The sequence below is a fragment of the Phyllobacterium sp. NPDC097923 genome (genome assembly GCF_044760925.1).
Classification (GTDB): domain Bacteria; phylum Pseudomonadota; class Alphaproteobacteria; order Rhizobiales; family Rhizobiaceae; genus Phyllobacterium; species Phyllobacterium calauticae.
Map to the genome: position 1 here is coordinate 185,622 of NZ_JBIWBL010000004.1, position 20,988 is coordinate 206,609.

Here is a 20,988-nt window from a genome sequence, read left to right on the forward strand (position 1 = left end):
GCTTTCCCGCGACTTTTATTTCCCTCCATAGGCCACAAGGATTTGGCTTTGTCAACGATATTGTCGACAATTTTCTCTGTTATTGGCACCAATAAAGTATACAGTTCATGCGCAACCACCGCTGAAATCGCTGGCGCGCAAATTTCGTAAAATCAACGGGCTTGGACAAGTAGGAATGGCGTTGCTGGCCCATATGACGTTTAATGAGTGCGGGATGTCCGGGGGTAACATGATTGAACAAAAGCCGTTGAGCCTGGCGTCGCGGATCGCCTATTTTGTCTCCAGCCTCATGTTCGCGATCTTGATGACCATTGGGTTATCGGTTGTATATCTTGCAGCACTATCCAACCCCGCGGTGAGCAGGATTGATGTTGGTGGCTTTATGGTCGGGATGTTGTTTGTCTGCACGCTGCTCATTGCGGCTTGCTGGCTCGCCTATCTTCCGCTTCGCCGGCATCATGGACTTATCCGAATTGTCACAACTGCCTTCTGTCTTTTGATCGCTATATCCGTCGTTCTCATCGTGCTCATTGACTGGGGTTAAAAATCAAGTTGCAAACGTACGGACCGTCCGCGTTATGGCTCGCGCTTCGGACGTGGCGCTGCTAAAACGCTCACGCTCATTGATTGACAACCGTAGGGACACTGGAATGAATTCAATGCGTCGCGGTGTGCTCGCGTTTTTGGGTGGCCTCATGATGGGCAAGCCTTCTCTCAGCACGGCGTCCAGCAAGCTTCCGGCATACGCTGCATCGCGTTCCAGCTACCCGCCGCGCCATGTGCTTTGTTTTCTTGGCGGTGAGCATGGCCTTCCAGCCCTGGTCGAAAATGCCCGCGCCGCCATAGAGAAACTGGCAGGTGGTTTTATCGCCGATGAAGATGGCTCCCGGAATGAACCTGATGACCGGATGGAGCGATCGTTCAACGTCTGCTGGGATCGCGTCGATCCCGAGGCCTATCAGGACACTGACGAAAAAGCCGTCGCCGGGCACGGGTCTGTCCTCTACGTGCTCGGCCCGTCAATGACGGCGGAAACAACCGTAACGACATCCGCAAAAGCCTTGCAGCTTGTGCAATACATGCTTGATCACGGGGGCATTGCCGTGAAGGGTGAAAGCGCAGGGGTCGCCCATGGCGTGCGGCGATGGAAGGAACTGGCTGAACAGGCCCGCAACGCATCGGCATCCGGTGATGTCATGGCACTCGCAAGAACCTGCCGTCTGGCCTTCGCGCGCCGGCCCATCGGTGACGACGTCGATGGCATGGCCAGCGTCGGGTTCCATTTGGTTGGGTTGCCCGATGTCCTGGTAACCACCGTTCGTCCGGCAGATCAACGGCCGCCAACCAACGCCGAGCAGCTCAAGATTGCGGCTCTGATCGACGATATCGCCGACGAAATGACCCGGGATGGCGTTGAAACCGCCGTAGCGGATCGTCGTGCCGCTCTATCCAGCGATACCCGCTACGAGGAAGACGAGTACAAATTCAATCCGTTCGGGGTTGTGCATATTCAAGTGAACAAGCTTTAGCGAAGCGATATTTGTGAGCCGCCATCGGCACGACGTGATTACCTTCGCCCGGTTGACGGGACATGAGCCTACACCTTTAACGGGAAATTCTTTGCCGGACTGATTGACTTATCACGTGCGCAGGATGACTATTTCAGCCAGGAGGGGTTTTCATGAAATATTGTGTCCTTCTTATCGGCTTTTCAGTCGCTGTCCTTTCCGCAGGCGGAGCGCACTCCCAGGAGGGGGACGCCACGGCGGGCGCAGCCGTTTTCAAAAAATGCGGCATCTGCCATGTGGCGGAGACAGATACGAACAAAGTGGGGCCTTCGTTGAATGGCCTGTTCGGCAGAACAGCCGGAACACATGCAGGTTTCGGTTATTCACCGTCGATGACGGATGCAGGCAAAGCTGGTCTTGTGTGGAATGAGATCTCGCTGCGAGACTATCTGCATGACCCCAAGGCCAAGGTAAAAGGCACGAAAATGGCCTTCCCCGGATTGAAGGACGATGGCGACATCTCCAATCTGATCGCCTATCTGAAACAGTTTTCCAAGTAATTCTTCCTCCCGTTGAGAATGAACGGGTATGAATATCTGGTGAACACCTGATGAAACACAGCTCATGCGCGCGTCTTTTCTGGCCTGATTGCCTGTCTTATCCGTTCATGAGATAATAGATTTGTCTTTCCCAAGATGCGACCCATGTCCACACCCAGTAAAGGCCGGGAGGGCGGAAAATGGCAGTCGTGGTAATTCTGATCGTCATAGCCGTCGGCTCGGTATTGTTTCACCTGCTGAGCCCATGGTGGTGGACGCCTATAGCGTCGAACTGGGACTATATCGACAACACCATTATCATAACGTTCTGGATCACCGGGGTCGTTTTCGTCGCCGTGGTTCTGTTCATCGCGTTTTGCGTCTACCGTTTCCGGCACAATCCCGGCAAACGCGCCGCATACGAGCCGGAAAACAGGATACTGGAGTTCTGGCTGGCGACCGTGACTGCCATTGGTGTCGCTGCGATGCTGGCGCCGGGCCTGTTTGTCTGGAACCAATTCATTACGGTCCCGAACGATGCCACGGAAGTTGAAGTGGTTGGGCAACAGTGGTTGTGGAGCTTTCGACTTCCGGGAAAAGATGGGCGGCTGGGAACTTCCGAGACCAGCGATGTCAGTTCGGATAACCCTTTGGGGATCAATAAAAGGGACCCGGCGAGCCTTGATGATATCATCATACAAGGCGGTGAATTGCATTTGCCCGTCGGCAAACCCGTCAAGATGTTGCTGCGCTCCCTCGACGTAGTGCACGATTTTTACGTCCCCGAGTTCCGGGCCAAGATGGATATGATCCCAGGATCGGTGAGCTATTACTGGTTTATCCCGACACGAACGGGAACTTTTGAGGTTCTTTGCGCAGAGCTCTGCGGCGTTGGTCACCCGCAGATGCGCGGGACGGTCGTCGTTGACACCGAGGCAGACTATCAGACGTGGCTGCAGCAGCAGCAGACTTTTTCCCAGATGATGGCATCGGCAGGAGACGTGCAGACGGCAAAATGAGAATGGTCGCCCTCCGGGAGAAGGGGCATTAAAGGTCGGGAGTATAGGGAATGGTCAATATTCCAGCTGGTATCGATGACACGGTTCCGTTAGCGGAAGTCGCCGATGTCGAGCTTTACCACCCGAAGAGCTGGTGGACGACCTATGTCTTCAGTCAGGACGCCAAGGTCATCGCCATCCAGTACTCCGTCACCGCCATATCGATCGGCTTCGTGGCCCTCGTCTTGTCATGGCTCATGCGGATACAGCTCGCCTTTCCCGGCGCGCTTTCCTTCATCGATGCGGAACACTACTACCAGTTCATCACCATGCACGGCATGATCATGGTGATCTATCTCTTGACCGCATTGTTTCTCGGCGGCTTCGGCAATTACCTCATCCCGCTGATGCTGGGTGCCCGGGATATGGTGTTCCCCTATGCAAACATGTTGAGCTACTGGCTTTACCTGCTCGCCGTGCTCGTGCTTGTGGCTGGCTTCTTTGTGCCCGGCGGGCCGACGGGCGCGGGGTGGACGCTTTATCCGCCCCAATCTATTCTTTCCGGCACCCCCGGGGGAAAAGACTGGGGCATCATCCTGATGCTGACCTCGCTCATCCTCTTCATCATTGGCTTCACGATGGGCGGGCTGAATTATGTGGTCACAGTCTTGCAGGGGCGCGCAAGAGGCATGACCCTGATGCGCATGCCCCTGACAATCTGGGGCATATTCACGGCGACCGTGATGGCTTTGCTGGCGTTTCCGGCACTCTTCGTTGCCTCAGTCATGATGTTGTTCGACCGGGTTCTTGGAACCAGCTTCTTCATGCCCGCCATCGTCGAAATGGGTGAGCATCTGAAAAATGGCGGCGGCAGCCCTATCCTCTTCCAGCACCTGTTCTGGTTTTTCGGTCACCCGGAAGTCTACATCGTCGCTCTGCCGGCCTTCGGCATCGTATCGGACCTCATCAGCACGCATGCGCGCAAGAATATATTCGGCTACCGCATGATGGTGTGGGCGATCGTGGGGATCGGTGCGCTCAGTTTCGTGGTTTGGGCACACCACATGTATGTCAGCGGGATGAACCCCAAATTCGGGTTCTTCTTTGCCACGACCACGCTGATTATTGCCGTGCCCACCGCTATCAAGGTCTATAACTGGGTGCTTACTTTGTGGCGGGGTGATATCCATCTGACCTTGCCAATGCTGTTCGCTCTCGGGTTCATGGTCACATTCGTCAACGGCGGATTGACGGGACTATTTCTCGGCAATGTCGTCGTCGACGTCCCGCTAGCCAAGACGCTGTTTGTCGTTGCGCATTTTCACATGGTCATGGGCGTTGCCCCCATTATGGTGGTCTTCGGGGCGATCTATCATTGGTATCCCAAAGTCACCGGGCGAATGCTCGACGAAACACTGGGCAGAGTGCATTTTTTTGTCACCTTCCTTGGGGCCTACGCCATCTTCTTTCCCATGCATTATCTCGGATTGCTGGGCGTGCCACGCCGCTATTCCGAACTGGGCGATACGGCATTCATTCCGCCATCCGTGCAGGCCCTGAATGAATTCATCACGATCATGGCGCTGATCGTCGGGGCCGCACAAATCCTCTTCCTGTTCAACTTGGCCTGGAGCGTGCGCAGGGGCAAGGAGGCTGGCGGCAATCCCTGGCGGGCAACGACGCTCGAATGGCAGACGCCGCAGACACCGCCGGCCCATGGCAATTGGGGCAAGGAACTGCCGGTGGTCTATCGCTGGGCCTATGATTACAGCGTTCCAGGCGCAGCCCAGGATTTCATTCCGCAGAACCAGCCCAATGGCGACCGAATTTCCAGGGAGCCCGCATCGTGAGCACTATTCTGGTTTTCCTGGCCGGGCTCGCCGTCATCATCACGTGGTGGATGGCGCAGCAGCGCCTGACGTCCAAACCTTGGCTTGAGGTCAATGCAACCAGTGATATTCCCGCGTGGACCAGGTCTGCCATCGCCACCGAGAAAATCGGTCTGGGCGTATTCCTGGCCGTTGTCGGCGCCTTGTTCACTCTGTTCATCAGTGCTTACTTCATGCGGATGGGACTGCAGGATTGGTGGGCTATCCCGCTTCCGCGGATACTTTGGCTCAACACGGGCATACTGGTGATAAGCAGCGTCGCACTGCAACGGGCCAAGACTGAAGCCGCACGCAGCAACGACAGCGCCTTGAGGCTTGCCCTTATGACGGCTCTTGCCGCCACCACCGGATTTCTGATCGGACAGTTGTTCGCATGGAAGGAGCTCGTCACTGCCGGCTACGTCATAGCAGACAATCCGGCGAACAGTTTTTTCTACCTGATTACCGGAATGCATGGCCTGCATATTCTTGGCGGACTCTTCGTGCTGAGCCGTACGACGTCCCGGGTATGGCAGGGCGCTCCGCTCCCCAAGGTCCGGCTGAGCATCGAACTGTGCACCATGTACTGGCATTTCATGCTGGTGGTGTGGCTGGTTCTGTTTGCTCTGTTTGCCGGTTGGGCCAATGATTTCATCGCCATCTGCCGCCAAGTGCTCAACTAGGACGTTTGACCCATGTCTCAATCCTCCGCACAAGCAAAACCCGAGATCGCCCTTCCCCGGCCTGCCGGCCTGCGCGGCTTCGCATCTGACTGGGCCTCCGATCAGCGCGCGTTTAAAAACGTCTCCTGGGGCAAGGCCATGATGTGGATCTTTCTGCTCAGCGATACGTTCATCTTCGGGTGTTTTCTGGTCGCCTACATGACGGCGCGGGTGTCAACGGCCATTGCCTGGCCAAACCCCAGCACGGTCTTCGCGCTCAATATCGGCGGCAAGGAAATCCCGCTGATCCTGATCGCCATCATGACCTTTGTCCTCATCAGCAGTTCAGGGACAATGGCTATGGCCGTCAATTATGGTTATCGGCGTGATCGCCGCAAAGCCGCGATCCTCATGCTGATCACAGCATTGTTCGGTGCGATCTTTGTCGGCATGCAGGCTTTCGAATGGACCAAACTGATCACCGAGGGCGTCCGCCCATGGGGAAATCCGTGGGGCGCTGCGCAGTTCGGGTCGACGTTTTTCATGATCACCGGCTTTCACGGCACACATGTCAGCATCGGCGTCATTTTCCTTATCATCATCGCGCGCAAGGTCTGGCGGGGCGATTTTGATACGGAAAGACGCGGCTTTTTCACCAGCCGCAAAGGCAACTACGAGATCGTCGAAATCATGGGCCTGTACTGGCACTTCGTCGATCTCGTCTGGGTTTTCATCTTCGCATTTTTCTATTTGTGGTGAGGATCATGGAACAACCGGTGACACATTCGCAAACACAGGTGCTGACACACACCGACCATCAGCAGCATCCCATCAAGCTTTATCTGGTCGTCTGGGGATTGCTGTTTTTTCTGAGTGTCTGCTCCTACATGGTCGACTATCTCGGGTTCCAGCACTATCTGCGCTGGGGCCTGATCCTGCTTTTTATGATTTTGAAAGCCGGATTGATCGTCGCCATCTTCATGCATATGGCATGGGAACGACTGGCCCTCGTCTATGCCGTGATACTTCCACCGATACTGGTGCTTGTCTTTGTCGTCCTTATGACATCGGAAGCGCACTACACCTTGTTCACACGCATGACGTTCTTTGGCACTGCGCAATAGAACACGGTTTGCGTGGGTGCATCGCGCTTCACGATGCCTTGAGAAAACTTACCGGCGGACCGGACGTTTCTTCACCTCTGCAAGGATGGGCTGGGGTTCCACCACCTTGCGGTAGAGGTGCCAGGTGGCATGGCCGAGCACCGGTATAATGATCGCCAGACCAACAAAGAGCGTCAAAAAGCCGACCACCAGCAATGCCGCAACGATCAATCCCCACAATGCCATCGTCACCGGATTGGCAGCGACTGCCTTTATCGAGGTCACAACAGCGGCGAATGCGCCGACATCCCGGTCAAGCAGGAGCGGGAACGTCACGACGCTTGTGCACAGCACAACTACGGCAAAGACAAAGCCGATCGTATTACCAAGAAGGATCATTCGCTGGCCTTCCGGCGTGTTGAAAACCTGATCGAGGAATGCGCGCACGGAGACCGGTGCTTCGGAACCGAAAAGGCTGGTGTAGAGAGACTGAGCCGTCAGCAGCCAGGCGATGAAAATTGCAAACAGCATGACGCCGACGGCAATGATGGAAGGAATGGCAGGCGAACGCCGGACCTCGAATGCGTGACGCCAGGACGTATCGAGATTGAGTTCGCGCCGGCGGCTGATCTCGTAGAGACCCAAAGCGGCAAGAGGACCGATCAGCGCAAAGCCGGACATCAGCGGAAAGACAAGTGGTAACGTGTTGGCGCCCGAGGACCACCGCATGAGGACCACACCGACAATCGGATAGATCAAGCAGAGAAAAACATAATGGGATGGTTTGTCCCAAAAATCATCCAACCCCTCGCGGAGAGCCGCAATGATATCGGATACGCCAATTCGGCGAACATGGGGGTAGACAGGGACCTCGTTTGCACCAGCAATCACATGAAATTGCGCCATGACCAGTTCTCCCAATTCAGTTATGGGCGGCAACGATATACCGATATGCCTTGCATTGGCGGGGCTACCGGATCGAACCTGAACCCTTGTCCAATATACGCCCTCCAACCTCGTTTTGCCAGAGTCCGATCTTTACCCTGTCTGGCCACGACAGATGAAAGACGCGGATAACCGGGGCGCCTGGGACGCCCCGGTTATCCGGCGAACGTGGATGCTTACTTGGCGGCGGCTGCCTGTTCGATGAGAGCCGCGACGGCTTCAGGCTTGGAAACATAGACGGCATGGCTGCCGGCCGTTTCGACGACGGTGGCATTCGCGCGCTTGGCCATCATGCGCTGGGCTGGCGGCGGGATCATGTGATCGTCCGACGCAACCAGGTAGAAGCTCGGCTTGCTCTTCCAGGCCGGTTCGGTCACGGCACCGGCAAGGGCTTCGACACCCCAGGGAACCTGCGAGTCAGCCATGAATGCTGCCGTTCCCGCATCAACATCGGCAGCGAAGGCGGCGGCAAACTTGGCCTTGTCAAGGAACAGATAGCCGTCAACAGGCGGCAGGATCGGAGGCACGGGAGCGCCGGCGGGCGGATTGGCGATCAGGGACGAGACGGACTCGCCTTTGTCGGGCGCAAACGCTGCGATATAAACGACTGCCTTCACCTTTTCATCCGTACCGGCTTCGCTGACAACGACGCCGCCATAGGAATGGCCGACCAGGATTACTGGACCGTCCTGCTGCGCGATGACCCGCTTGGTCACGGCCACGTCATCGGCCAGCGAGGTGGTCGGATTCTGCACGATGCTGACGGTGTAACCATCCTTTTTCAGGATGTTGTAGACGCCCTGCCAACCGGAGCCATCAACGAAGCCACCGTGGACAAGGACGATGTTCTTGGCACCGGCGGGTGCGGCGTGAACGGGGTTCAAAGCGGTTGCGGCCATGGCGAGGGTGGCGGCTGCGGTCAGGATCTTGCTCATGTGCGTATCTCCTTTTGTTTGGTTCGCAATAATCATTATCGCGATAATCAATACATAATCGACAATCCAAACCTTGTAAAGCATTTTCTTTATCGCGATATCATTATTGTGATAAAGGTTATAAACGCATTCGAATCAAGGAGACGACAATGGACAACGCCCCCACCCTGCCGCTTGACAGCCAGCTCTGCTTTTCAATCTATTCGGCGTCGATCGCCATCCACCGGGTCTACAAGCCGATGCTCGATGAGCTTGGAATTACCTATACGCAGTATCTTGTCCTGAGCACCCTTTGGGAACACGACGGCCTGACCATCAGCGCCATTGGCGATCGGTTGGCGCTGGAGCCAAGCACGATCACGCCCGCCGTCAAGCGGCTGGAAAGCGCCGGCTTTCTCGCACGCCGCCGCAGCGTTACCGATGAGCGTCAGGTTGAGGTGCATCTCAGCCCCAAAGGCACTGAGCTTCACGCCAGGACAGGTTGCCTCACGGAGACGCTGTTGCGCCGCTCCGGCTTCACCATACCGGAGATGATCGATCTCAACCGCAAGGTCCAGTTGTTGCGCGACGGAATGACAAAGACATCGGTCTAATGGCCGCATCCGTTGAACGGGAGTGGCTGGATTGTCCACGAGTTGATCAACTCGGTTGACACCGGTAATGCCACAAACACTGCGGCATCACCGGGAATCCGCTGATTCTACAATGAGAGTTCACGCCGCAATGCTTCGAGCCATTCCATCGCAATCACTCCGTCGTGAATCGTCGGAGCAGCTGTCGAAGCGCCGCCAAGCGCCGATACGACGTCGGCGAGGATTGCGTGATAACCTTTCGGATCCTCGTTCGCTGCTGCGGTGAAATTTGGCTTCCATGTCAGCGTATCCATATCATCAGCGAGCGTCGCATGGGGATCATCGACCTTGAATGGAGGATTGCGGTTCCAGCGCACCTCGATCACGTCATCCACCTCCAGCCGCTGATGATCACTCATCAGTTCGATGCGTTCGACCGGTGTGCCACGCGACTGGATCGTCCCCATCGCAATATTGCCGATGGCTCCGCATTCAAACTCGAAACCCACGTGAAAGAGTACCCTGCCCGGCGTCTTTTCCACCTTCCGGGCGGAAATCGTCCGTATCGGCGACACGAAGAATGATACCAGATCCATGTAGTGCACACAGTGGTGCAAGAAGAAGCCGGTGTAGTCGACATTCCCGGTGAAATAGCCCGGGGCTGTCATGTAATACCCCGTAAGGCCGAGTACAGGCCCGAAACGTCCGGATTGGATGATGTTGTGGGCAATCTTGTTGCCGACGGAATAGCGCTTCATGAAGCCGACCAGCAGCGGTTTTCCGGAGCGTTCGGACGCTGCACACAATTCACGCGCGCCCTGCGCCGTGCCTGAGGGCGGCTTTTCCATGAACACAGGCAATCCTCGCTCGAGCGCCATTTTGCCGAAGTGCAGGTGCTGCTCCGGCCCCACAGCCATGCCGACGGCATCAATCCCGGACGCACGGATCAACTCCTCGGCATCGCTGGTCAGGCGGGACACGCCGAATTGCCGCCCTGCATCCGCCAGGCGTTTGCCATCGATATCGCACAGCGCAACGATCTCGACATCGTGGCGAACAAGTTGCGGAAGAAGCATCTGGGTTGCGTGAATACCGCAACCGATCCAGCCGATTTTCAATGTCATCGCCGATATTCCGTCAGTGTGAGGTGGGATTTGATAAAGGCTGCACTCGCCGCCAGACGCTCGCTTTCATCCTCATGGGGCGGGCGCCACTGCGCGAAAGGAACGCCGAAACGGTCGTCATTGCGCCGGAACGGTTCCAACGAAACCGGCCCGTTGTAACCGATCTCGTGCAGCGCCCGACCGACGGAAACCCAGTCTGTCGATCCGGTCCCCGGAAACCCGCGATGGTTTTCGTTCGCCTGGAAATGCACGAGGTATGCTCCGCCCAACCGGATGGCTTCGGCAATCGAGGCTTCTTCCATGTGCATATGGAAGGTATCGAGCATCAGCTTGATGGCTGGATGATCGACCGCTTCAAGAAGTTCGATGGCCTGTTGTGTCGTGCACAGTACATCGCTTTCAAACCGGTTGAGCGGTTCAATCGCAAGCAGGACACCTGCACTTGCGGCGTGGTTGCCCGCTTCCACCAGACCTTTGACACAGCGCTCCTTACGCGCCAGCCGCTCATCTTCCGGCACGGGCAGAGGAGCACGTCCGGCAAAGACCAGCGGATTGCCTGTCAACGGCCCGCCGACCACACACGCACCGAGCGCTGCCGCGCAGTCTGCTGTGTAGCGCAGATAGTCTATCCCGGCGCGATGCGCCTTCTGATCGTCTGACGAGAGGTTGCGCTGAAGATTGACGCGCGCCGCGAGCACGACATCGAGCCCTGCATCGTCCAGTGCACGCCTGGCCTCGGCAAGATCGATTTCGCCCGGTTCAGGTACGAGCAATTCGACGAAGTCGAAGCCGAGGTCGCGCATCTTCTTGAACAGGGGAAAATGCGTGGTGGTAAACGGCCTTGCATATTGCATGGAGATCAATCCGATGGGATTCATCATAGGTCCTCTTTGATAAGCATGGGTCATCCCTTCACCGCACCTTGGGTAAGGCCACCGATGAGACGGCGTTGGACGAGAAGGAAAAGGAGGGTGGCAGGCAGCGCACCGACAACGCCTCCCGCGGCAAGCAAACCCCATTCGATCTGGTACTCACCGATCAGGGTCTGGATCGCTACGGTAACCGGTCGGACATTGCGGCCTCCCAGCGTCAAGGCGTAGAGATACTCGTTCCAGGCGGTGATGAAGATGTAAATACCGGTCGAAATGATGCCGGGCATCGCCAGGGGCAGAACGATGCGCCGCAGGGCCTGCAGCCGCGAACAGCCATCGATCATGGCCGCCTCGTCGAGGCTGCGCGGAATGGCACCGACATAGCTGGTCAGCATCCAGACGGCAAAGGGAATGGCAACCGTCGAATTGGCAAGGATCAGCCCGATATGGGTATCGAGAATACCGATCTTCCGCATGAGGACGAAGAGCGGCAAAATCAGGAGCACGATCGGGAACATGTTGACCAGCAGGAACTGCAGCATGATCAGCTTGCGTCCGGCAAACCGGAAGCGCGACAGTGCATAGGCTGCGGTAACCGAAACGACGAGCCCGAGGACAACGGTGCCGCAGGCGATGATCAAGCTATCCAGCATGTTGTGAAGAAACGAGGTTTGCCGGAGAAGCCGGGCATAATTGTCGATGCTCCATCCTGATGGTGACAAGGATACACCGGACGCAGACAGCTGCGCGGTCGGCGTCAGCGAGGTGAGGATCATCCAGACAAATGGCCCGATGGCGAGAAGGATGATCAGGGCAACAGGAATGTCCGTTGTGAGAATGCGCCGGAGTGTCGAGGGCTTGTTCATCTTTCCACCTCGCGCAGTGTACGGACGATATAGACCGCAACGATCGCCCCGAGCAGAAGCGTGAACGTCACGGCGATCGTGGTCCCGTAACCGAAGTCGAGATTTTGACGCGCCTTGATGAAGGCGTAGAGCGGCAGTGTGTGCGTTGCATAGCCCGGGCCGCCGCCGGTCATTACAAAAATCACGTCCATGGAATTGGCAACCCAGATGATGCGCAGCAATCCTGCGGTTGCGAGCACAGGCGCAATTCCCGGCAGCGTTATGTGGACGAACTGCCGCCAAGGGCTGGCGCCGTCGATAGAGGCGGCTTCATACTGACTTTGCGGAATGCCTTGCAGGCCAGCCAGGATCATCACTGCGAAAAACGGAAAACCCTGCCAGGTCAGCGTCGCGATTACCGCATAGAGCGCGAGGTGGGGATCGGCGAGCCAGGGCACCGTCGAATGAATGATGGAGAGATAGAGCAGGATATCGTTGAGCACCCCTGTGGTCGGGTCATAAATCCAGCGCCACATCAAAGCGATGACCACGCTTGGCAATGCCCAGGGAATGATGACCAGCGCCCGCGCCAGGCCACGCCAGGGAAATTCACGGTTGAGCAGAAGTGCCGTGACAAGACCAAGCCCCATCTGCAACGGAACCGTCAGACCGATCCAGATTGCCGTGTGGCCAAGCGAGGTCCAGAACACCGGATCACGCAGAAGCTTGACATAGTTGCCAAAACCAACGAAGCGATTGGCGTTCGGCTTCCACAAGATGACGTCATAGAAGCTGGTTACAACCGCCTGGAACATCGGAAAAAACACGATGAACAATGTCACCAGCACAGCAGGCGCCAGCAAAGCATAGGGCATCAGCCTGCTGCGGAGCGGGCGCGCCTGCGTGAAATCGTCCGGTGCGGATGGTGCGAGCGTGGACATGGGCTGACTTTCTGGCGGTGCCAATGACGGGAACCTGCACGCGCTATTGCGCGAACAGATTCTCGAGTTGCTCCATCATCTGCTGCGACGTGATCTGGCCGGTCAGCGCCTGCTGCATTGACGTCTGCCACGCGGTGTTGACGAACTCTGCCGTCGCAGTGCTCTGCGGCAAGACGTGTGCAAAGTGCAAGGACTGGACCGTGGCGTCAACAAACCGGCGTTCGTGCAGGGTCCAATGTTCAGCTCCGCTCTTGGTCACGGTCATCTGCCCGGTTGCCTTGTTGAAGGCCACGTTGTTTTCAGCTTCCGCCAGGAAGGAAATCCACTTCCACGCAGCGTCCTTTACCTGTGACGACGAAAAGATCGCCAGGGATTCGTCGCCATAGGAGGTCCACTGCTTGCCGCCGCATTTGGGGACAGGAACTGCGGAGACCTTGTCACCAAGCGCTTTGACCAGGTCATTCGACGAGCCGATATGGTGAATGGTCATGGCCGTCTTGCCGGCCTTGAACGCCGCGACAATTTCCTGGAAGCCGTCATTGGGGGCCGATGGCGGGATGACCTTGTCCTTTTGGAACAGATCGATCAGCCACTGGTTGGCGGCAATAGCCGCTGGCGTGGTCAAACCACCCGGTTTGAGTTCCGCCCCTTGCGAAAAGACAAATGCTCCCCACTGATCCCAGCCACCCTTGCCGCCACGCAGGCCAAAGCCATAGGTGTCAGGTGCCTTGGTCAGCTTTTGCGCTGCCGTGCGAAACTCCTCGCAGGTGGCGGGTGGATTGAGGTTCGCGTCCTTGAACAGATCGGCACGATAATAGAGATAAAGCACGACATACTGGATTGGCAGATAATATTGCTGTCCGTCCGGCCCCTTGTTCAACTCCAGCAGATTGTCCAGCAGGTCGGCTTTGCCCGGCCATGCATTGATACGGTCGCCGAGCGGCTCGAGTGCACCCATTTCCGCCAGTCTTGGCTGCGCGAAAAGCTTGACCATTCCGGCGTCCGGCGCGTTGCCGCCAACCAGCGAAGTGTAGAGATTATCGTAATAACTGTTCCATGGAACGTTCTCAGCGTCGATCTTGATATCCGGGTTCTTGGCCTGGAATTTTGCCACAAGATCCGACATCGGATTTTCCGGATTGTCGAAATGATACCAGAATCGTACCGTTTCCGCCGCGTTGGCCGTGCTGATCGCCAAGCCGGTCAGGAATGCGCAGCTGATACCCAGCTTCTTGAGAATGCTCATTGTTTCCTCCACGTTTATTATGCATTTATCGATTGCCGCTGATCATTCCCCGGGCAGCTTCACCAGCCGACTTAAGCGCCTCCCGCGCTGCCGCCAGCTCGTTGGTGTTTTGCAGAAAACCATGCGTGACCCCCGGCACCACTGACAGGGGATCATCGCGGCCGACCGCCTTCAGCCGTTCGGCTAGACGAAGCGTATCGGACAGCAACGGGTCGACCCCGGCAGCCATGAGATAGAGCGGCGGCAGGGTACGCAGCGCGTCATCATCGGCCTGAAGCGGAGCAGCCAATGGATTGCGCCGCGCCTGATGATCCGCGCAGTACCAGTCCCAGTAACGCTGCATTTTGCCAAGCGTCAGCCCCGGACCATCGGCAAAACGCCGATAGGACTCCCTATTGAAATTGGCATCAAACGTGCCGTAAAACAGCAGTGCGCCCGATGGCAGCGACCGTCCCGCCTTCTGTTCGTGCATGATCGCTGCGAGCGCGAGATTTGCACCGGCTGAATCCCCCGAGATGATCAGCGGCCCCGCCGATACGCCTGCCGGAGATGTTGCAGTGAAAGCAGCACGCAGGCAGGCGATAACATCGTGCAGACCCGCAGGAAACGGATATTCCGGGGCAAGACGGTAATCAGGAACCAGCACGGGCATCCTGGTCTCATTGGCAAGAACGCGGGCACATCGTTCATGTGTCTCGGGGCTGCAAAAGGCAAAGCCGCCACCATGAACGAACATGACAGCTCCAGCACCCGCCCCATGCGGAACCAGAACGCGCAGGCGGCAGGCCGAGGAGCCAAGCTCTGCGTCAGCGGCAATAACGACTTCCGTTGCCCCGGCAAGCGGCGGCAGATCGACGTTGTTCCGCTCATTCGCGCGTTCGGATTGCGCCCTGCCCTCGGCGGGCGTCAGCAATGTAGGATCGGATTGCGGTCCCAACACGCGTTCCGCGCGAAGCAGCACCTCACGCATAACCGCCGAAAGCTCATCGCTAAAACCGGGCGTGATGCTCATTGATCCGCGTCCGGGAATACGGTTGGCCCGAAGTCGACGATTGTCACGATATGGTGACGCAACGTCTCCGTTGCGGCAGAAACATCGCCCTCCTCGATGGCTTCTATTATGACGCGATGCCGCAACGCTGTGGCCATAAGATCGCGCGAACCGATACTTCTGGATATCTTGAACCGGTGATTGTGAACGAGGCAGCGATGAAGGATCGGATCGAGCGCCGGAAGATCGGCATCACGAAAGATTCTGCGATGAAAATCCCGGTCAAATGCCGCCAATTGCAGCTCGTCATCGACCTTCGCCGCGTCGACCATATCGTTTGCGATTTCGTTCAGGTCGGCGATCAGCGTGCGGCTCTTGTGGCGCAGAACCCGGATGATGCCGTTGCACTCGATCTGCTGCCTCACCCGGAACATCTCGACCGCTTCATCGACGGTGCAGGCTGACACCAGCGTACCGCGGTGCCCCTGACGCCGCACAAGCCCCTCTTCCTGCAATTGCAACAGCGCTTCCCGAACCTTGCCCTGGCTGCACTGGAAGCGGGCAGCAAGGTCGAGCTCCGTCAGCGGCTCTCCGGCACGCAATTCACCAAGCATGATATCGCGCTTGAGAGAGTCGAACACGGCGGATGCCTTGGAGACGGCCGGATTGCGCGACGGACGGATTGGCTGCGAAGCGATGGGGTCGGACACTGCTGGCTCTCCTGTCAAGTTGCGGACTGCACGAATTATCATTATTGATATTGATATCGATAATGGAAGTCAATAACGTATCGACAGAGGAGGAACAACACATGACGGCGATCAGTCTGAAGCAGATCAAAAAGCTCTATGGCACGGTTCCCGTGATCCACGGTGTCGACATTGACATTGCGAGCGGCGAATTTCTGGTTCTCGTTGGTCCATCCGGTTGCGGAAAATCCACCCTGCTGCGCATGATCGCCGGACTGGAGGAAATCAGTTCAGGCGAATTGAAGATTGGTGACACGACGGTCAACACCCTGCCGCCGTCGGATCGTGACATAGCCATGGTCTTTCAGGATTACGCGCTCTATCCGCATATGAGCGTTGAGGAGAACATGGCATTTGGACTGAAGATGCGCAGTGAACCTGCCACCGAAATTGACAAGCGCGTCGCAGGCGCGGCGGACATCCTCAAACTCCAGGATTATCTCGAACGGCGTCCAGCACAACTTTCGGGCGGACAGCGTCAGCGTGTCGCCATGGGGCGCGCCATCGTCCGCCGGCCAAAGGCCTTCCTGTTTGACGAGCCGCTATCGAACCTTGACGCGGCGCTGCGCGTCGAGATGCGGCTGGAGATCGCCAAGCTGCATCGCCGGATGCAGGCGACGACGGTCTATGTCACGCACGATCAGGTCGAAGCGATGACATTGGCGGATCGGATCGTGGTGATGAACGCTGGTCATATCGAGCAGATCGGCCAACCGCTCGACCTTTATCGCAAACCGGCAAGCCTGTTCGTTGCACGCTTCATCGGCAGCCCGACGATGAATACCTTCCCTGCCCAGGTCATCGAATCCGGCGGTAACCATCTGGTCGTGCATTTGCCGGCAGGCAAGGCCTCGATCGAGGTCCCGAACAGATCATATGAAACAGCAAAAATGGTTACCTTCGGCATCCGGCCGGAAGATCTTGGGATCTGCGACGCCGCGGAAGCATGGTTCAGCGGCGAACTGGTGGTGGTCGAACGGCTTGGGAGCCAGACCTTCGGTTACCTCGATGCCGGAACGGAGAAATTGATCACCGTCGAATTTCCGAGAACCGCGGACATTCGCGTCGGCGAGCGCATCTCCATCAAGGGTGATGGTTCCCACATCCATCTGTTCGACACCGACAGAGGAAAGCGGATCAATTGACAGGCTGGCGACCCACACTTACTGCGCTTAACGGGGGATGAGGTTCGGGCCAACAATATGGCCCTTGAACCCTGCCTGGGAATCAGCAAAGAATCATAGCCGCACTGTATTGAACAGCCCCGTTTCTGCGGCCTGTATTCATATAATCAAATGGTTTGGAAAACACTGTGAGCAGCAACGCATTCAAGCGGGCGGCGAGTCATTCGGATTCGTTGGCGCACGCAAATGCAGCGGGGTGGGGTCAAGGCTTCTCCACCCTTGTCCGAATTACCCATATGACGCTTCGCCATCCCTGGCAGACGACATTTGCCATCGGAGCCACCGTGATTGCGGCCAGTCTCCAGCTGATGATCCCCAAGCTGCTGGGGCGTGCCATCGACGAGACCCAAACGGCCATGGCTGGAGGAACCGCTGGCACGATTGCGCAGGATGCCCTGCTCGTGACGGCTTTCGTCCTTTTGGCAGTCAGCATTCTGCGCGGCGTCTTCACCATGATTCAGAACTATTATAGCGAAGCCGTGGGCCACCATATGGGTTACGAGTTGCGCCTGGCCTGTTATGAGAAAATCCAGCGGCTCAGTTTCAGTTTTCATGACAGCGTTCACTCAGGCGATCTCATCACGGTCGGCATGCTCGATCTCGAGGGGGTGCGCATGTATTTCTCCACGGCGCTGATACGCACAGTTCTCCTGTCTATTCTGATCGGCATCGGCGCCTATATGCTCTTGTCGACGGATTTCACTTTGGGGCTTGTTGCGTTGAGCTTTGTACCCTTCGTCGCATGGCGCTCGTCGGTTACACAGTTGCGCTTGCGGGCGACATGGCTCGATCTGCAAGAGCGTTTGTCCGTGCTCACAAGGGTCATGGAGGAAAATCTCGGCGGCATTCGCGTGGTGCGCGCATTTGCGGCAAAGGATCATGAGCTGGCAAAGTTTGACAAGGCTTCGCAAACCGCACTCGATCTTGCCCACGAACGTGTCGGCATCCGTGTCAGAAACACCAGCGCCATGACGCTTTCCTTTTTTGCCGCCATGGGCCTCGTGCTGTGGGTTGGTGGCAACAAGGTCGTTGCAGGTGAAATCACCGTGGGAACGTTGACATCGTTCCTGACATTCATGACGATCCTGCAGATGCCCGTGCGCCAGCTTGGCCTGATGGTCAACTCCTATGCCCGTGCCTCCACATGCGGAACACGCATCTTTGCGCTGCTCGACCTTGATGTCGCGATCAAGGACCCGGTAAATGCCAGGGAGCTTGCCATATCGGATGGGCTGTTGCGTTTTGAAGATGTTGGCTTCTCCTATCCGCAGCTCAGCAACCGGCCGGTGTTGCAGCATCTGAGTTTCGAAGCCCGGCGCGGTGAAACCGTTGGCATTGTCGGCAAGCCAGGCAGCGGAAAGAGCACGTTGGCGCACCTCATTCCACGCTTTTATGATGCGACCAGCGGCAGGATCACCATCGACGGACAGGATATTCGCAGCGTGACGCTGGAATCGCTGCGCAGTGCGGTCGCGGTCATTCAGCAAGATGCATTTCTGTTCACGACGACTATCGAGAACAACATCGCCTATGGCGATCCATGGGCGGAAGAGCCGAGAATCGAACGGGCAAGCGAGTCCGCGCAGTTGCATAATTACGTCCTTGGTCTGCCCATGGGCTATGGCACAATCGTCGGTGAACGCGGCGTTTCATTGTCAGGCGGACAGCGGCAGCGCCTTTCGATCGCGCGCACCCTTATGCTCAAGCCGGCGGTCATGGTGTTCGACGATTCAACGGCCGCAATCGATGCCGGTACGGAACAGCGCATCCGCATCGCCATGCGCCGTTACGCCAAGGACCGGGTGACAATCGTTGTGGCGCACCGCCTGAGTTCATTGATGCATGCCGATCAGATTCTGTTTATCGAGGATGGCCAGATCGTCGAACGCGGGACCCATGAAAGCCTGCTCGCGGCAGGCGGCCGCTACAAGGCACTTTACGACTTGCAGGTTCGCCCCGGTGACGGTCTCGCCGCAATGGAAAAAACGGAGATGAGATCGTGAGCGACGAGAATGAGACGGAGCGCAACGACGTTCGCGACGATGGACGCCGACCGCCCCGCGCCGTTGTGGGATCGCACCGGATCGAAGAGGAAATGTTCGGCAAGGTTTTCGATGGCAACATCATCAGACGGATCTGGGCGTTCGTGGCACCTTACAAGATGCAGATGCTCATTGCTGTTGGCGCAGTGCTGACGTTTACAGCCACGCAATTGATGATCCCGCTCATCATTCGCTACGCTATCGACCATGGCATTGCGCCAGGCGGCAATCACGCCGCACTTGCCTATGCGATCATTGCATTTGCTCTGGCGATACTTGTCAATTTCGTTGCCAGCTATATCCAGGAAACGGTGGTGGGACGTGTCGCGGAAGACGTCCTGTTTGACATTCGCCGGGCGATGTTCTCGCATCTCCAGCGTGTTTCGCTTTCCTTCATGGACAAGACGGAGGTTGGACGGCTGATGTCGCGGCTGCAGGGCGACGTGAACTCGATGCAGGAGTTTCTCGAAACCTCCGTCCTGTCAGTTGGCGATATCACCCTGCTCTTCGGCATTGTCTTCGTCATGCTGTATCTGGATTTTCGCCTCGGTCTTTTGACCCTTGCCGTGCTTCCCATTTTGTTCGTCGTGCGCATTTTCTGGCTGCCCCGCGCCCGGATCGCCTTCATGGCTGCGCATGAAACCAATTCCGTTACCAACGGTGCTCTGGCTGAAACCATCCACGGCGTGCGCGCCGTTCAAAGCATGGGACGCCAGAGGGTCAATTTCATGCTCTACAATGACAAAGCCCATGCCAATCTGATGACGCATCTCAGAGCAGCAAAGTACGCTCAGGTCATGGTGCCGATCGTGGATTCGCTCACCGGCGTTGCCATGGCACTCGTCATCGTCGTCGGCGGCGCGCGGGTGCTCAATCAGGCGCTCGATGTGGGTGTCATGGTCGCGTTCCTGTTTTATATCCAGCGCTTCTTCGATCCGATCCGCTCCCTGACCCTGCAATATTCGGTGATGCAGCGGGCCATGGCGTCTGGACAGCGGCTGACCGAAGTTCTGGATGTACCGATCAGCATCACCGACGCTCCGGATGCGCGCGTTCTGACGCCGGACACCGATGGATCGGTCGAGTTCCGCAACGTCGTTTTCGGCTATAATCCGAAGCATCCGGTACTGAAAAATGTCAGCTTCAAGGTCAACCCGGGCGAGACCGTGGCGCTTGTTGGCCCCACCGGTTCCGGCAAGTCGAGCGCGATGGCGCTCATTCACCGCTTCTATGACGTCCAGCAGGGACAGGTTCTCGTGGGTGGCCACGACGTGCGGAATCTGACCCAGGATTCCCTCGGTCAGCAGATCGCAATGGTCCTGCAGGAGCCGTTTCTGTTCACCGGAACGGTTTTCGAAAATATCCGCTATCATAAGGACAGCGCATCACTCGACGATGTCATCGAGGCGGCCAAGGCTGTCGGCGCACATGAGTTCATCATGAATCTTGCCGAGGGATACCAGACTGAACTGGGCGAGCGTGGTGGAAATCTTTCGCTTGGCCAGCGCCAGCTGATCAGCTTTGCCCGCGCACTGGTCGCCGATGCCAAGATCCTCGTTCTTGACGAGGCCACGGCAAATATCGACAGCTACACCGAGATGCTCATTCAGAAAGCCCTCGTCAAACTACTGGAGAACCGCACCGGGCTTGTGATCGCCCACCGCCTTGCCACCATTCGCGAAGCCGATCGCATCATCGTCCTGCAAAATGGACAGATGATCGAGATGGGAGACCATGAGGCCCTTATGGAGAATGGCAAACTCTATGCGCAACTCTACAATCTCAACTATTCATCCTTCGACGATATTCCAGCCGTCGAGCCTGAATGGGGCCAGGCCAAGGATTCCGGCACGTAGCGAATTCA

21 protein-coding genes are annotated in these 20,988 nt (G+C 57.1%); 12 read left to right on the plus strand and 9 right to left on the minus strand.

Annotation, left to right across the window (positions count from 1 at the left end):
* Positions 1-175 precede the first annotated feature (175 nt).
* The 8 genes from ACIQWS_RS19265 (at position 176) to ACIQWS_RS19300 (ending at position 6,699) form a co-directional block, all read left to right on the plus strand.
* Entirely contained in the window at positions 176-544 is a 369-nt protein-coding gene (locus tag ACIQWS_RS19265) for a hypothetical protein (RefSeq protein WP_403183059.1), read from the plus strand.
* A gap of 106 nt (positions 545-650) precedes the next feature.
* Positions 651-1,529, plus strand: a complete 879-nt coding sequence (locus ACIQWS_RS19270) for a hypothetical protein (RefSeq protein ID WP_403183658.1) — start codon at positions 651-653, stop codon at positions 1,527-1,529.
* Positions 1,530-1,681: 152 nt separating this feature from the next.
* A complete protein-coding gene (locus tag ACIQWS_RS19275; RefSeq protein WP_403183062.1) occupies positions 1,682-2,068 on the plus strand; it encodes a c-type cytochrome in 387 nt (128 codons plus the stop codon).
* A gap of 179 nt (positions 2,069-2,247) precedes the next feature.
* Complete coding sequence (locus ACIQWS_RS19280; RefSeq protein WP_403183065.1) at positions 2,248-3,066, plus strand: cytochrome c oxidase subunit II; 819 nt, start codon at positions 2,248-2,250, stop codon at positions 3,064-3,066.
* A 50-nt stretch (positions 3,067-3,116) separates the two neighbouring features.
* The gene (ctaD, locus tag ACIQWS_RS19285) at positions 3,117-4,895 is read left to right on the plus strand and encodes a cytochrome c oxidase subunit I (RefSeq protein WP_346308315.1); all 1,779 of its coding nucleotides are present in this window, start codon (positions 3,117-3,119) and stop codon (positions 4,893-4,895) included.
* Positions 4,892-5,596, plus strand: a complete 705-nt coding sequence (locus ACIQWS_RS19290; RefSeq protein WP_288191504.1) for a cytochrome c oxidase subunit 3 — start codon at positions 4,892-4,894, stop codon at positions 5,594-5,596. The genes ctaD and ACIQWS_RS19290 overlap by 4 nt, the downstream gene beginning before the upstream one ends.
* Positions 5,597-5,608: 12 nt before the next feature.
* Positions 5,609-6,334: a heme-copper oxidase subunit III family protein gene (locus ACIQWS_RS19295; RefSeq protein WP_288191505.1), complete on the plus strand. Its 726-nt coding sequence runs from the start codon at positions 5,609-5,611 to the stop codon at positions 6,332-6,334.
* Positions 6,335-6,351: 17 nt separating this feature from the next.
* Positions 6,352-6,699 carry a cytochrome C oxidase subunit IV family protein gene (locus ACIQWS_RS19300; protein ID WP_403183073.1) on the plus strand — a complete coding sequence of 116 codons (348 nt, stop codon included), beginning with the start codon at positions 6,352-6,354 and terminating at the stop codon, positions 6,697-6,699.
* A gap of 48 nt (positions 6,700-6,747) precedes the next feature.
* Here ACIQWS_RS19300 and ACIQWS_RS19305 read toward each other — a convergent pair whose 3' ends face one another.
* Together ACIQWS_RS19305 and ACIQWS_RS19310 are read right to left on the minus strand one after the other, a co-directional pair.
* Complete coding sequence (locus ACIQWS_RS19305; RefSeq protein WP_346308313.1) at positions 6,748-7,584, minus strand: DUF2189 domain-containing protein; 837 nt, start codon at positions 7,582-7,584, stop codon at positions 6,748-6,750.
* Positions 7,585-7,799: 215 nt separating this feature from the next.
* The gene (locus ACIQWS_RS19310; RefSeq protein ID WP_374042632.1) at positions 7,800-8,558 is read right to left on the minus strand and encodes an alpha/beta fold hydrolase; all 759 of its coding nucleotides are present in this window, start codon (positions 8,556-8,558) and stop codon (positions 7,800-7,802) included.
* A 149-nt stretch (positions 8,559-8,707) separates the two neighbouring features.
* Between ACIQWS_RS19310 and ACIQWS_RS19315 the strand changes: the two genes are divergently transcribed.
* Entirely contained in the window at positions 8,708-9,151 is a 444-nt protein-coding gene (locus ACIQWS_RS19315) for a MarR family winged helix-turn-helix transcriptional regulator (RefSeq protein WP_403183081.1), read from the plus strand.
* Positions 9,152-9,258: 107 nt separating this feature from the next.
* Here the strand turns inward: ACIQWS_RS19315 and ACIQWS_RS19320 are convergent, their stop codons facing one another.
* The 7 genes from ACIQWS_RS19320 to ACIQWS_RS19350 are packed head-to-tail and all read right to left on the minus strand — an operon-like array spanning position 9,259 to position 15,859.
* The gene (locus tag ACIQWS_RS19320) at positions 9,259-10,254 is read right to left on the minus strand and encodes a Gfo/Idh/MocA family protein (RefSeq protein WP_403183084.1); all 996 of its coding nucleotides are present in this window, start codon (positions 10,252-10,254) and stop codon (positions 9,259-9,261) included.
* Positions 10,251-11,132: a sugar phosphate isomerase/epimerase family protein gene (locus ACIQWS_RS19325; RefSeq protein WP_403183661.1), complete on the minus strand. Its 882-nt coding sequence runs from the start codon at positions 11,130-11,132 to the stop codon at positions 10,251-10,253. Before ACIQWS_RS19325 ends, ACIQWS_RS19320 begins: the two co-directional genes overlap by 4 nt.
* A gap of 26 nt (positions 11,133-11,158) precedes the next feature.
* Complete coding sequence (locus ACIQWS_RS19330) at positions 11,159-11,992, minus strand: carbohydrate ABC transporter permease (protein WP_403183087.1); 834 nt, start codon at positions 11,990-11,992, stop codon at positions 11,159-11,161.
* Positions 11,989-12,912: a carbohydrate ABC transporter permease gene (locus tag ACIQWS_RS19335; protein ID WP_403183090.1), complete on the minus strand. Its 924-nt coding sequence runs from the start codon at positions 12,910-12,912 to the stop codon at positions 11,989-11,991. The genes ACIQWS_RS19330 and ACIQWS_RS19335 overlap by 4 nt, the downstream gene beginning before the upstream one ends.
* Before the next feature lie 43 nt (positions 12,913-12,955).
* Positions 12,956-14,158 carry an ABC transporter substrate-binding protein gene (locus tag ACIQWS_RS19340; protein WP_403183093.1) on the minus strand — a complete coding sequence of 401 codons (1,203 nt, stop codon included), beginning with the start codon at positions 14,156-14,158 and terminating at the stop codon, positions 12,956-12,958.
* A 25-nt stretch (positions 14,159-14,183) separates the two neighbouring features.
* Positions 14,184-15,170: an alpha/beta hydrolase gene (locus ACIQWS_RS19345; protein WP_403183097.1), complete on the minus strand. Its 987-nt coding sequence runs from the start codon at positions 15,168-15,170 to the stop codon at positions 14,184-14,186.
* Entirely contained in the window at positions 15,167-15,859 is a 693-nt protein-coding gene (locus ACIQWS_RS19350; protein ID WP_346308088.1) for a GntR family transcriptional regulator, read from the minus strand. The genes ACIQWS_RS19345 and ACIQWS_RS19350 overlap by 4 nt, the downstream gene beginning before the upstream one ends.
* A 101-nt stretch (positions 15,860-15,960) precedes the next feature.
* Here ACIQWS_RS19350 and ACIQWS_RS19355 point away from each other — a divergent pair, with 101 nt between their 5' ends.
* From ACIQWS_RS19355 to ACIQWS_RS19365, 3 genes are all read left to right on the plus strand, one after another.
* On the plus strand, positions 15,961-17,043 hold the full coding sequence (locus tag ACIQWS_RS19355) for an ABC transporter ATP-binding protein (protein WP_403183101.1): 1,083 nt from the start codon (positions 15,961-15,963) through the stop codon (positions 17,041-17,043).
* Positions 17,044-17,210: 167 nt separating this feature from the next.
* On the plus strand, positions 17,211-19,085 hold the full coding sequence (locus tag ACIQWS_RS19360; RefSeq protein ID WP_403183105.1) for an ABC transporter ATP-binding protein: 1,875 nt from the start codon (positions 17,211-17,213) through the stop codon (positions 19,083-19,085).
* Positions 19,082-20,980, plus strand: a complete 1,899-nt coding sequence (locus tag ACIQWS_RS19365) for an ABC transporter ATP-binding protein (protein ID WP_403183108.1) — start codon at positions 19,082-19,084, stop codon at positions 20,978-20,980. Before ACIQWS_RS19360 ends, ACIQWS_RS19365 begins: the two co-directional genes overlap by 4 nt.
* Positions 20,981-20,988: the final 8 nt, after the last annotated feature.